This window comes from Mesorhizobium sp. B2-3-15 (genome assembly GCF_006442875.1).
In the GTDB taxonomy this organism is placed as follows: Bacteria; Pseudomonadota; Alphaproteobacteria; order Rhizobiales; family Rhizobiaceae; genus Mesorhizobium; species Mesorhizobium australicum.
Window position 1 is genome coordinate 430,965 of sequence record NZ_VFVO01000001.1, and the last position, 13,153, is coordinate 444,117.

Below are 13,153 nucleotides of genomic sequence, written 5' to 3' on the forward strand. Positions count from 1 at the left end.
GTCAGGCCTCGCCAATGTCGATGATGATGTTGCCGTCTGCATCCGAGCGCGCGCGGTCGCCGGGTTCGAGCACGGTGGTCGCATCCATCTGTTCGAGGATCGCCGGCCCTTCGATGACCGCATCGAGTGGCAGCTTTTCCCTGCTGTAAACCGACGTGTCGTGCCAGCGCCCGGCGTACCAGACCGGTCGGATCTCGCGCCGCGCCCCGTCGAGCGTCCTTGCCCGCCCGGACGGGTCGATCAGCCGCGACAGGTCGATCGCCGGCCGCACGCCGGTGACCGAGGTGTTGAGGTTGACGAGGTTGGCGCGGATTTCCGGCAGCTCGACCTTGAAGCGGGCGAAATAGGCTTTCTCGAACAACGCCTGCAATTGGCTTCGGGTCACCGACGCGGACGGCAGCGGCACGTTGATGATGTGGGTCTGGCCGACGAACTGCATGTCGGCGGAGTGGGTGACGCGGATCGTTTCCGGCTTCACCGCTTCCTTGGCGATCAGCTCTTCGCCTTCGTTCCGGTGCCGTTCCAGTACTTGGTGAAGCTGGCTTTCGTCCAGCACGGCCACGGGCTGGTTGATGGTGTTGACGAAGTCATGGCGCAGATCGGCGACGACGCAGCCGAGCGCGTTGGTGATGCCGGGCCGCGCCGGCACCAGCACTTTGGGCAGGCCGAGTTCGCGGGCGAGCGCCGTCGCATGCAGCGGCCCGGCGCCGCCGAAGGCGAACAGCGCGAAATCGCGGGGATCATGGCCGCGCGACACCGACACCATGCGGATGGCGCCGGCCATCTTCATGTTGCCGAGCCTGAGCACAGCGCCCGCCGCCTCGACACCCGACAGGCCGGTTGCCTTGCCGATCCTGTCCTCGAAAATCCTGGTGACGCGCTCCGATGTGACCGGGTTTTCGACGGCGAGCAACTTCTTCGGCGCCAGCCGGCCGAGCACCAGGTTGGCGTCGGTGATCGTCGGCTCGGTGCCGCCGCGCCCATAGCAGATCGGGCCGGGATTGGCGCCGGCACTTTCCGGGCCGATCTGGATCAGGCCGGCCGCATCGACGCGGGCGATCGAGCCGCCGCCGGCGCCCACCGTGTGCACCGCCACCATCGGCACATGGATGGGCATGGCATATTCGATCTCGATCTCGTTCGAGACCGCCGGTTCGGCGTTGCGGATCAGCGCCACGTCGGTCGAGGTGCCGCCCATGTCGTAGGTGACAAGGTTTTCGAAGCCTGCGCGCTTGCCCGTATAGGCGGCGGCGATAACGCCGGAGGCGGGGCCCGACATGACCGTCTTGGCCGATTCACGTGTGACGAAGCGGGCCGAGATCATGCCGCCATTGCCGTTCATGATCAGGAAGTCGCGGGCATAGCCCTTGTCGGCCAATTCCTTGCGCAGCCGCTCGACGTAGCGCTCCAGGATCGGCTGCACCGAGGCGTTGACCGAGGCCGTCACCCCGCGCTCGAATTCGCGCGCCTCCGACAGCAGCGCATGACCTGACGTGATGTAGCCGTTCGGCCAGGATTCGGCGGCGATCTCGGCGGCGCGCCGCTCATGCGTGGGGTTGGCGTAAGAGTGGAGGAAATGGATGACGAGGGATTCGCAGCCGGCCGCGATGAGCGCCTGTACCGCCTCGCGCATCTCGGCTTCATCGAGCGGCGTGCGCACCGCACCCGACGCCTCGACGCGCTCCGACACTTCGAGGCGCAGGTTGCGCGGAATGATTGGGACGAAGGTTCCGGTCATGCCATAGGGTTGCGGCCGCGTTCGCCGGCCGAGTTCGATCACGTCGCGAAAGCCGCGCGTGGTGATCATGCCGGTCTTGGCCAGCCGGCGCTCCAGCACCGCATTGGTGGTGGTGGTCGTGCCATGCACGATGAGGTCGATTCCCTCGATCGGAAAGCCGGTGGCGCCAAGCGCCGAAACCACGCCAAAGGCCTGGTTGTCGACAGTGGTCGGGGTCTTGGCCAGATACACCTTGCCACCGTCCTTGCCGTCGATCAGGAGCAGGTCGGTGAAGGTTCCGCCGACATCGATGCCGGCGACGACGCTGCCCAGGGAATCCGGCGGCTGCACCGAAAAATTCTCTTTCATTGTCGAAACCCGAAATGCTGGGACTACGGATATGCCGCAGTTTGGAAAGGTGTTTTACGGCGGCATCTTGACGCAAATATCGTTTGTATACTAATAAATTCCGGACACAAGAGCTTACCGCTTCGGTAGCGTGCATGGCATGCCGGAACCTGAATGGTTCGGGCGCGCACGGGAAGGTTTGGCGCCCGCGTCTCTCATTGGGCGAGAAGGTTGGAATCGATGAACACCACGCCCGCGTTCAACACCGCTGAAGCCCGTCCGCTACAGTTTCCGATTCCGGCCAATGTCTATGCCGAGACCGTCGTCTCGGTGAAACACTATACCGACCGGCTGTTCTCGTTCCGCATCACCCGGCCGCAGTCGCTGCGCTTCCGCTCGGGCGAATTCGTCATGATCGGCCTGCCCAATGCCGAGAAGCCGGTGTATCGCGCCTACTCCGTCGCCAGCCCGGCCTGGGACGAAGAGCTGGAATTCTTCTCGATCAAGGTGCCGGATGGCCCGCTGACCTCGGAACTGCAGAAGATCCAGGTCGGCGATACCGTCATCATGCGCCAGAAATCGACCGGCACGCTGGTCGTCGACGCGCTGACCCCCGCCAAGCGCCTGTTCATGATCTCGACCGGCACCGGCATCGCGCCCTTTGCCAGCCTGCTGCGCGATCCCGACACTTACGAGAAGTTCGACCAGCTGATCCTGACCCACACCTGCCGCGACAATGCCGAGCTGATCTACGGCCAGGAGCTGGTGGCGGCGCTCGAAAGCGACCCGCTGATCGGCGAGCTGACCACTGGGCGCGTGACGCTGTACAATTCGACGACCCGCGAAGAGTCGGCACGCATGGGCCGCATCACCGCGCTGATCGGCTCCGGCAAGTTCTACAGCGACCTCGGCATCGAAAAGCTCAATCCCGAAACCGACCGCATCATGATCTGCGGCTCGATGCACATGCTGAAGGACGTCAAGGAGCTGGCCGAAAGCCTCGGCTTCCAGGAAGGTTCGCTCAGCCATCCCTCGAGCTTCGTCGTCGAACGCGCCTTCGTCGGCTGAGGCCATCGCGTCTCCCAGAAAGCTGGGTTTTGACCTTCCGGTCAAAAATCAGCTGCTTTCGCGGCCTTTTTCAGCTATCCCTCGCTTGAGGACTCGTGAAGCGTGACTTCGCGGGCTATCTTCGTCGTGTCGCCCAAAACTGTCGACGGCTTTGGGAGAAGGGTGCGCGCGTGAGATATCAAGCGCACGCCGCTGAAGGAAAGGGCAGGAGATGAGCAGCACAATCCGCGAAGCCGATCTTGGCACCAAGGTGACGCCGCTGCCCGCGCGCGCCGCCGCCAACACGCCGGTGCCGCTGGACCATCACATCGCCCGCAATCCCGGCCTGAAACTCGACCTCGGTTTTCTGGAATCGGTACGCAGCGTCAACCGCTCCGCGCTGGAACGCCGCGTCGCCAGCCTGACCAAGCGGCGCTCGATCAAGGCCGACCACCAGGCAGCCTGGCTGCTGCGGGCGATCGCCTGCATGGACCTGACGACGCTCAACTCCAACGACACCGAGGAGCGCGTGCGCCGGCTCTGCGCCAAGGCGATCAACCCGCTGCGCCGCGACATCATGGAAGGCCTCGGCATTGCGGGCGAGACCATCCGGCCCGCCGCCGTCTGCGTCTACCATCCCTTCGTCGCCACGGCCGTGGACGCGGTGCGCGGCACCGGCATCCATGTCGCCGCGGTCTCCACCGCCTTTCCGCATGGGCTGGCGCCGCTGTCGACCCGGTTGCAGGAGATCGAGGCCTCGGTGAAGGACGGCGCCGACGAGATCGATGTCGTCATCCCGCGCGGCCTGGTGTTCGGCGCCAAGTGGCGCGAGCTTTATAATGAAATCGTCTCGATGCGGGCCGCCTGCGGCGACGCGCATCTCAAGGTCATCTTGGGCACCGGCGACCTCGCCACGCTGCGCAACGTCATGCTGGCCTCGATGGTGGCGATGATGGCGGGCGCCGATTTCATCAAGACGTCGACCGGCAAGGAAAGCGTCAATGCCACACTGCCTGTCGGCCTCGCCATGGTGCGCGCCATCAGGGCCTATTTCGAGGAGACAGGCTATCTCATCGGCTTCAAGCCGGCCGGCGGCATTTCGACCGCGAAAGTCTCGCTCGACTGGCTGGTGCTGATGAAGGAAGAGCTCGGCCGTCCATGGCTGGAGCCGGAGCTGTTCCGCTTTGGCGCATCGAGCCTGCTGACCGATATCGAACGTCAGCTCGAGCATCATCTGACCGGGCATTATTCGGCCAATCACCGCCACGCGATGGCTTGAGCACCCCCACCCCGATCGGCTTTGCCGATCGACCCTCCCCACAAGGGGGAGGGTGAAGGAGGAACCTGATGAACGTCCTTGAACGCTATCACGCCATGGAATACGGCCCGGCGCCGGAGGCTCGCAACCAGGCCGATGCATGGCTGGCCGGGCGCGATTTCTCCAAAGCGCTGTTCATCGGTGGCGACTGGAAAGCGGCCGGCGGCGGCAAGACCTTCGACACCAGCGAGCCGTCTTCCGGCAAGCTGCTGGCCAAGGTGTCCGATGCCAATGCCGCCGACATCGACGCGGCGGTTGCGGCCGCCGCAAAGGCGCTGCCGAAATGGAGCGCCAGTTCCGGATACCAGCGCGCGAAAGTGCTCTACGCCATCGGCCGCGCCATGCAGCGCCACCAGCGGCTGTTCGCGGTGCTTGAGACGATCGACAACGGCAAGCCGATCCGCGAAAGCCGCGACATCGACGTGCCGCTGGCGATCCGCCATTTCATTCACCACGCCGGCTGGGCGCAGGCGCTGGACAGGGATTTTCCCGGCCAAAAGGGGGTCGGCGTCGTCGGCCAGATCATCCCGTGGAATTTTCCCCTGCTGATGCTGGCCTGGAAGATCGCGCCGGCGCTCGCGGCGGGCTGTACCGTGGTGCTGAAGCCGGCCGAGTTCACGCCGCTCACCGCCATTCTGTTCGCCGAGATCTGCGAACGCGCCGGCGTGCCGAAAGGCGTCGTCAACATCGTGCAGGGCGGCCCGGATGCGGGCGCGGCGATCGTCAACCACCCCGGCATCCAGAAGATCGCCTTCACCGGCTCTTCCGAAGTCGGCAAGATCATCCGCAAGGCCACCGCCGGGTCAGGGAAAAAACTGTCGCTGGAGCTTGGCGGCAAGTCGGCTTTCATCGTCTTCGAGGACGCCGATCTCGACAGCGCCGTCGAGGGCCTGGTCGACGGCATCTGGTTCAACCAGGGCCAGGTCTGCTGCGCCGGGTCGCGGCTTCTGGTGCAGGAAGGCATCGCGGACGCCTTGATCGCCAAGGTCAAGACGCGCATGAGCCGGCTGCGTGTCGGCAGCCCGCTCGACAAGAACACCGATATCGGCCCGCTGGTCGATCTGACCCAGCTCGACCGGGTCAAGGGACTGATCGCCGAAGGTGCCCGGCAGGGCGCCGTCTGCTGGCAGCCGGATGCAACGCTGCCGTCTTCCGGCTACTATCACCTGCCGACGCTCGCTACCGGTGTTTCGCCGGCTAATGTTCTGGCGCAGGAAGAGGTGTTCGGGCCGGTGCTCGCCACCATGACCTTCCGCAACACCGAGGAAGCGATCGAACTCGCCAACAACACGCGCTATGGCCTCGCAGCCTCGGTGTGGAGCGAGAACGTCAACCTGGCGCTCCATGTCGCGCCGCAATTGAAGGCTGGCGTGGTCTGGGTCAACGGCACCAACATGTTCGACGCCGCCTGCGGCTTCGGCGGCTATCGCGAGAGCGGTTTCGGCCGCGAGGGCGGGCGCGAGGGCATGTTCGAATATCTCTCGGCAAAACTGCCGCTCGGCCCGGTCATCAAGCCGGCGCCATCTTCGGCGCAGCCCGTGGAACAGGCGGACGGCGTCGCTATCGACCGCACGGCGAAGCTGTTCATCGGCGGCAAGCAGGTGCGGCCGGACGGCAATTACTCGCTTGCCGTCGGCACCGCCAAGGGCAAGCTCGCCGGCGAAGTCGGGCTCGGCAGCCGCAAGGATATCCGTGATGCGGTTTCGGCTGCCCGCGCCTGCAAAAGCTGGCCGGAGGCGACCGCTTATAACAGGTCGCAGGTGCTTTATTACCTGGCCGAGAACCTTTCCGGCCGCGCGGAAGAATTTGCCGCCCGGCTCACCGAACTGACCGGAGCCAACGGCAAGGCCGCACGGGACGAGGTGGAGCTCTCGATCGAACGGCTGTTCCTCTATGCCGGCCTCGCCGACAAGTTCGAGGGGCGCGTGCACCAGCCGCCGGCGCGTGCCGTGACGCTGGCGCTGCACGAGCCGGTCGGCGTCGTCGGCATTGTCGCGCCGGACAATCAGCCCCTGCTCGGCTTCATATCGCTGGTCGCGCCGGCGCTGGCCATGGGCAACACGGTGGTCGCCGTGCCATCGGAACGGTATCCGTTGCTGGCCACCGATCTCTATCAGGTCATCGAATATTCTGATGTGCCGGCCGGCGCGATCAACATCGTCACCGGACGCACCGCAGAGCTTGCCGGCGTGCTGGCCAAGCATGACGACGTCGACGGGCTCTGGCTGTTCGCCGACGCGGATACCTGCGCCAAGGCGGAAGCCGAGTCCATCGGCAACCTCAAACGCGTCTGGAGCGGCAACGGCCGCAGCCTCGACTGGGCCTCGGAAGAAGCCGCCGGCGACGTTTTTCTGCGCCGTGCCACCGAGGTGAAGAATGTCTGGGTGCCTTACGGCGACTAGAGCATGATGCCGAAAAGTGTGAAGCGGTTTTCGGACGACATCATGCTCTATCTCTTTGATTTAGAGACGGATCCAGATTTCAGGTCGACTTGACCTGAAATCATCCGGCTCTAGGGCATGTCACCACAGGGATCGCGATCGGGCTTGACGCCTGGCCATATGTTCTTTAACCAGAAAAAACATCTTTATCTGTGAACTGGCACAGGCCGCACAATCGCGCCTGACTGGCACATGACGCTTTCGCCAGCCGCCGATAAAAGCTTTTTGACCCAAGCAGGCGAGGAACAAAGCATGGCGGAACTGGCGGGCAAGGTCGTTGTCATAACGGCAGCGGCGCAAGGCATCGGCAAGGCGAGCGCGCTGGCCTTCGCCAAGGCAGGCGCTACCGTCCATGCCACCGACATCAACGAGACGCTGCTGGCGGAACTCGCCAAGACATCAGGGATCAAGACCCGCAAGGTCGACGTTCTCAACGACGACGCGGTCAATGCCGCCTTTGCAGAGATCGGCGCCGTCGACGTGCTGTTCAATTGCGCCGGTTTCGTCCATTCGGGCTCGATCCTGGAGATGAAGGACAGTGATCTCGATTTCGCTTTCAATCTCAACGTGCGCGCCATGATCCGAACCATCCGGGCGGTGCTGCCCGGCATGCTGGAGCGTGGCGACGGGTCGATCATCAACATGGCTTCGCTGGCCAGTTCGACCAAGGGCGTGCCGAACCGCTTCGCCTATGGCGTCACCAAGGCCGCCGTCATCGGGCTGACCAAGGCGGTCGCGGCCGACTATGTCGGCAAGGGCATACGCTGCAACGCCATCTGCCCCGGCACGGTCGAGAGCCCGTCGCTGCAGGACCGCATGCACGCCCAGGGCGATTATGACGCCGCCCGCGCCGCCTTCATCGCCCGCCAGCCGATGGGCCGGCTCGGCACGCCCGAGGAGATCGCCGATCTCGCCGTCTACCTGGCCGGTGCCACCTACACGTCCGGGCAGGCCTATAATATCGACGGCGGCTGGTCGATCTGAGCGCTGCCTTGAGACAACCGGACATCGGGTCGCCGGCCGCCAATACAGGCTGTTCGCGCTTGTCGTGAAGCAGGCCGATGGCTAGGGTCCGCCCGGTTCCAGAGACGGCCGCCCCGGCGGAGAGTTTGTAGAACGGCCACGAGGCCGCAATCAGGAGAAGATGCATGAAACTGCTGCGCTATGGCGAGGTGGGAAGCGAACGGCCCGGCCTGCTCGATGCGGATGGAACGATCCGCGATCTCTCCGCCCATGTTGCCGATATTGCCGGCACGACACTTCATCCGGCCTCGCTGGACATGCTTTCGAAGCTCGATGCGAAGTCGCTGCCGGCGGTTTCCGGCAAGCCGCGCCTCGGCGCCTGCGTCGCCGGCACCGGCAAGTTCATTTGCATCGGCCTCAACTATTCCGACCATGCCGCCGAGACCGGGGCCACCGTGCCGCCGGAGCCGATCATCTTCATGAAGGCAAGCTCGGCCATCGTCGGCCCGGACGACGACGTGCTGATCCCGCGCGGCTCCGAGAAGACCGACTGGGAAGTCGAGCTCGGCGTGGTTATCGGCAAAACCGCCAAATATGTCAGCGAAGCCGACGCGCTCGACCATGTCGCCGGCTATTGCGTCTCCCATGACGTGTCCGAACGCGCCTTCCAGGCCGAGCGCCAGGGCCAGTGGACCAAGGGCAAGAGCTGCGACACGTTCGGCCCGACCGGACCGTGGCTGGTGACCAAGGACGAAGTATCAGACCCGCAGAACCTGAAGATGTGGCTGACGGTCAACGGCAAGACGATGCAGGACGGCTCGACCAAGACCATGGTCTATGGCGTTGCCTATCTCGTTTCCTACCTCAGCCAGTTCATGTCGCTGCACCCCGGCGACATTATTTCGACCGGCACCCCGCCCGGCGTCGGCCTCGGCATGAAGCCGCCGGTGTTCTTGAAGGCCGGCGATGTCGTGGAGCTGGGGATCGAGGGATTGGGGCAGCAGAAGCAGACGTTCAAGGCTGACGTGTAAGCCTGATAGGTTAGCGCCGCCCCTCACCCTAACCCTCTCCCCGTGACGAACGGGGAGAGAGAGAGCGCCAGCGTTGCGGCCATTCCTTCTCCCCGTCACTATACGGGGAGAAGGTGCCGGCAGGCGGATGAGGGGCAGCGCCGGCCCCTCTCCAGCTATTACTTTATCGTCTTCCCATCAGCGCCAAACCTATAGGTCTTGGCCGCATCGGGCGTCGCGTAAAGCGTGGCGCCGGGCTCCGCGTCGTACACGCCGAAAATCCGCACGGTGATCAGGCCGGCCTTCTCGCAATCCAGATAGAGATTGGTGTCGGCACCGAGATGTTCGGCGTGGACGACCGTGCCCTTCCAGGCGCCGGATTTCGGATCGACGGTCAGGTGCTCCGGCCGCACGCCGATGGTCCTGGCTGTCTCGCCGAGCCGGGCGCCGTCGACGAAATTCATCTTCGGCGAGCCGATGAAGCCGGCGACGAACTCGTTTGCCGGCGAATTGTAGAGCTCCATCGGGCCGCCGATCTGCTCGATTTTTCCGGCATTGAGCACCACGATCTTGTCGGCCAGCGTCATCGCCTCGACCTGGTCGTGGGTGACGTAGATCATCGTCGCCTTCAGCCGGCGATGCAGCTGCGCGATCTCCAGCCGCGTGTTGACGCGCAGCGCCGCGTCGAGGTTCGACAGCGGCTCGTCGAACAGGAACAGTTTCGGCTCGCGCACCACGGCGCGGCCGATGGCGACGCGCTGGCGCTGGCCGCCGGAAAGTTCCGCAGGTCGTCTTTCGAGATAGGGCTCCAGCGACAGCATGGACGAGGCGATGCCGATGCGGCGATCGATTTCCGGCGCCGGCGTGTTCGCCTGCTTGAGGCCGAGGCCCATATTGTTCTTCACCGTCAGATGCGGATAGAGCGCATAGGTCTGGAACACCATGGCAATGCCGCGTTTCGCCGGCGGGGTGACCGAGACATCCTCGCCATCGATCAGCACCCGGCCCGAGGTCGAATCCTCCAGACCGGCGATGACCCGGAGCAATGTCGACTTGCCGCAGCCCGAAGGGCCGACAAAGACGACGAACTCGCCATCCGTCACTTCGAGGTCGATGCCCTTCAGCACCTCGACCGGCCCAAAGGCCTTTTTCACGTTCTCGATTTTCAGCGAGCCCACGGCAGTCCTCCAAATTGATGGGTGGGCGCCAAGCGGCCCCTGTACGGCGCGGACGACGGCAGCCTGATCACAGTCGCACCGCCTTTCCGCCGCGCACGCTCTCGTCGGCGGCAAGGCAGACGGCGAGCGACCGCACCGCGTCGTCCATATGTCTGGTGAGATCGATATCCTCGCGGATCGCCTTGAGGACAAATGCCTGTTCGAGATCGCAGAGATCCTGATGGCCGGGTTCGCCTTCCATCGACAACATCTCGTCCGTCTTTAGGAACTTGCCGTCCGTGCCGGTCGCGGCGCTGTGCAGGCGGATGGTCGAGGTCCTGGTGTGGGTGTCGATGTCGTCGGACTTCACGCCCTCCTTCATGACGATCGACACGCAGCCCTTGGGCGAAATCACGTCCTTCACGAAGAAGGCGGTTTCCGAAATCATCGGGCCCCAGCCGGCCTCGTACCAGCCGACCGAACCGTCATCGAACAGCACCTGCAGATGGCCATAATTGTACATGGAGGGCGCGACTTCCTCGGTCAGCCGCACGCCCATCCCGCGCACCTCGACCGGCTTGGCATCGGTGATCTGCAGCATGACGTCGAGATAATGTACGCCGCAATCGACGATCGGCGATGTCGTCTGCATCAGCTGCTTGTGCGTCTCCCAGGTATGGCCCGAGGATTGCTGGTTGAGGTTCATGCGGAACACGTAGGGACCGCCGAGCTTGCGCGCTTCGGCGATCAACCGGATCCAGGACGGGTGGTGGCGCAGGATATAGCCGATCACCAGCTTTCGGCCGTTGGCCTTGGCTGCCGCGACGACACGCCTGGCGTCGGCCACCGTCGTTGCCAGCGGCTTTTCGACGAAGACATGGCAGCCGGCCTCGAACGCTTTCACCGCATAATCGGCATGGCTGTCGGAATAGGTGGCGACGCAGGCGACGTCGGGCTTTTCGTCGCGCAGGGCGTCATCGAACGAACGCCTGATGCCATAGCCGGACAGCCCCCCAGGCAAAGGCACGTCGGAGCGGTTGACCAGCGCGGCGATCTGAAAACCTGGATTGGTGTGATAGGCCAGCGCATGGCTGCGGCCCATATTGCCTAGGCCGGCGACGACAACGCGAAGGGGTCTTTCTGAACTCACTTGACGGCTCCGGAAGTAATGCCGCGGATCAGTTGCCGCGAGAAGATGACGTAGAGGATCAGCACCGGCAGGATCGCCAGCGACAGTGCCGCCAGGATGGCGTTCCAGTTGGTGACGAACTGGCCGAGGAAAAGCTGGGCGCCGAGCGTCACCGTCTTGGTCTCTTCCGACGGCGCCAGGATCAGCGGGAACCACAGATCGTTCCAGATCGGGATCATGGTGAAGACGGCGACGGTTGCCATCGACGGCCGCACCAGCGGCACGACCAGGCGGAAGAAGATGGTGTATTCCGACAGGCCGTCGATGCGGCCGGCGTTCTTCAGATCGTCGGACACCTGCTTCATGAATTCGGACAGGATGAAGACGGCGAGCGGCAGGCCTTGCGCGGTGTAGACCAGGATCAGCGCCGTCAGCGTGTTGACCAGCCCGCTCGCCACCATCAACTGCAGAATGGCGACGGTGGCGAGCCGGATCGGGATCATGATGCCGAGCGCCAAATACAGCCCCATCATCGTGTTGCCGCGAAAGCGATATTCCGACAGCGCGAACGCAGCCATGGCGCCGAACAGAAGCACGAAGAACAGCGAGCCGACGGTGACGACGAGACTGTTCTGGAAATAGTGGATGAAGTCGCCCTGGCCGATCACCGTGGTGTAGCCGATCAGGTCGAAAGTCTTTGGCGTCGGCGGCGTCAGCGGCGCGCCGAAGATGCCGGCACGGGACTTGAACGAATTCATGATGACCAGGATCACCGGAAACAGTGCGATCGCCGTGTAGGTCAACAGGATCGCGTGGGCGCCGATGGTGCGGGGCAATGAACGGGTGGCGATGCTCATCTCCGTCCCCTCAGAACTGGTAGCGACGCAGGCGCGTCTGGATGAGGAAGAGGTAGACGCAGACACCGCCCAGGATGATCAGGAACATGATCGTGGCGATGGTCGCGCCCATGTTGGGATCGCCGACCTGCAGCTGGAAGCCGAAGAAGGCGCGGTAGAGGAAGGTGCCGAGAATATCGGTCGAATAGTTCGGCCCGGCGAGCGCGCCTTGCGCGGTGTAGATCAGGTCGAAGGCGTTGAAATTGCCGACGAAGGTGAGGATCGAGATGATGCCGATCGACGGCAGGATCAGCGGCAGCTTGATCTTCCAGAACTGCGACAGGCCGGTGATGCCATCGCATTCGGCCGCCTCGATCACCTCTTCGGGGATCGACAGCAGCGCGGCATAGATCAGCATCATCGGAATGCCGATGAATTGCCACACCGAGATCAGGCTGAGCGCGGTCAGCGCATATTGCTCCTTGCCGAGCCAGGGCGTGAACAGGCTTTTCAGGCCGACGAAGTCGAGCAGATGCGGCGCCACGCCCCATAGCGGCGACAGGATCAGCTTCCAGGCAAAGCCGACGATGACGAAGGACAGGATGGTCGGCACGAAGATCGCGGTGCGGTAGAAGGCGGCGAACCGCAGCCTGGGGCTGGAGAGAATTGCCGCCAACAGCACGCCGACCGGGTTCTGCACCAGCATGTGGATGATGAAGAACCAGACATTGTTGCGCAACGCATTCCAGAAATTGACCGACCAGTTGGGATCGCCGAACAGGGTGCGGAAATTGTCCAGGCCGACGAAGATCTGGGACTGGTCGACATTGCGGAACAGCGAGAGCTGCAGCGTGCCGGCGAGCGGCAGGATCATGATCGCCGTATAGACGAGCACCGCCGGCGCCAGGAAGACGGCGATATGCCAGCGGAATGGTCTTTTGGGTCGTGTTTGTGCGGCCATGAGTTCGGTCCCCGCCGTCTCTCGGTTCCAGACGATGTGATGCTAGATGATGCCTCGATGCATGGCCCAACCTTGCCCGGTGCGGCAAGACAAAGGCCTGCGACTGATCAGCCAGCCTTCCCCAACAACAGCAAGGGTAAGGCCGTGAGGCAGAGCCGACAATCGCAATATGAAGACAGGGTAATCCGGAACCGGCCGGGCATGCGCCCAGCCGGCTCCGCTGCCT

General features: G+C 63.9%; 10 protein-coding genes. 5 read left to right on the forward strand and 5 right to left on the reverse strand.

Annotated elements, in window-relative coordinates:
- Position 1: 1 nt before the first annotated feature.
- Entirely contained in the window at positions 2 to 2,086 is a 2,085-nt protein-coding gene (locus FJ954_RS02160; RefSeq protein ID WP_140660267.1) for a hydantoinase/oxoprolinase family protein, read from the reverse strand.
- Between the two features lie 219 nt (positions 2,087 to 2,305).
- Here FJ954_RS02160 and FJ954_RS02165 point away from each other — a divergent pair, with 219 nt between their 5' ends.
- The 5 genes from FJ954_RS02165 (at position 2,306) to FJ954_RS02185 (ending at position 8,865) form a co-directional block, all read left to right on the forward strand.
- A complete protein-coding gene (locus FJ954_RS02165) occupies positions 2,306 to 3,133 on the forward strand; it encodes a ferredoxin--NADP reductase (RefSeq protein ID WP_140660268.1) in 828 nt (275 codons plus the stop codon).
- 211 nt (positions 3,134 to 3,344) lie between these two features.
- The gene (gene deoC, locus FJ954_RS02170; RefSeq protein WP_140660269.1) at positions 3,345 to 4,391 is read left to right on the forward strand and encodes a deoxyribose-phosphate aldolase; all 1,047 of its coding nucleotides are present in this window, start codon (positions 3,345 to 3,347) and stop codon (positions 4,389 to 4,391) included.
- A gap of 68 nt (positions 4,392 to 4,459) precedes the next feature.
- Positions 4,460 to 6,832 carry an aldehyde dehydrogenase family protein gene (locus FJ954_RS02175; protein WP_140660270.1) on the forward strand — a complete coding sequence of 791 codons (2,373 nt, stop codon included), beginning with the start codon at positions 4,460 to 4,462 and terminating at the stop codon, positions 6,830 to 6,832.
- A gap of 291 nt (positions 6,833 to 7,123) precedes the next feature.
- Positions 7,124 to 7,855, forward strand: a complete 732-nt coding sequence (locus tag FJ954_RS02180) for an SDR family oxidoreductase (protein ID WP_140660271.1) — start codon at positions 7,124 to 7,126, stop codon at positions 7,853 to 7,855.
- A 164-nt stretch (positions 7,856 to 8,019) separates the two neighbouring features.
- Positions 8,020 to 8,865 carry a fumarylacetoacetate hydrolase family protein gene (locus FJ954_RS02185; protein ID WP_140660272.1) on the forward strand — a complete coding sequence of 282 codons (846 nt, stop codon included), beginning with the start codon at positions 8,020 to 8,022 and terminating at the stop codon, positions 8,863 to 8,865.
- A gap of 158 nt (positions 8,866 to 9,023) precedes the next feature.
- On the opposite strand, the gene FJ954_RS02190 is transcribed toward FJ954_RS02185, so the two are convergent.
- The 4 genes from FJ954_RS02190 to FJ954_RS02205 form a co-directional block, all read right to left on the reverse strand.
- Positions 9,024 to 10,022 (reverse strand): ABC transporter ATP-binding protein, encoded by a 999-nt coding sequence (locus tag FJ954_RS02190; protein ID WP_140660273.1) that lies wholly within the window; start codon positions 10,020 to 10,022, stop codon positions 9,024 to 9,026.
- Between the two features lie 67 nt (positions 10,023 to 10,089).
- A complete protein-coding gene (locus FJ954_RS02195; RefSeq protein WP_140660274.1) occupies positions 10,090 to 11,151 on the reverse strand; it encodes a Gfo/Idh/MocA family oxidoreductase in 1,062 nt (353 codons plus the stop codon).
- The gene (locus tag FJ954_RS02200; protein WP_140660275.1) at positions 11,148 to 11,987 is read right to left on the reverse strand and encodes a carbohydrate ABC transporter permease; all 840 of its coding nucleotides are present in this window, start codon (positions 11,985 to 11,987) and stop codon (positions 11,148 to 11,150) included. The genes FJ954_RS02195 and FJ954_RS02200 overlap by 4 nt, the downstream gene beginning before the upstream one ends.
- Positions 11,988 to 11,997: 10 nt before the next feature.
- The gene (locus tag FJ954_RS02205; protein ID WP_015314651.1) at positions 11,998 to 12,927 is read right to left on the reverse strand and encodes a sugar ABC transporter permease; all 930 of its coding nucleotides are present in this window, start codon (positions 12,925 to 12,927) and stop codon (positions 11,998 to 12,000) included.
- Positions 12,928 to 13,153 lie beyond the last annotated feature (226 nt).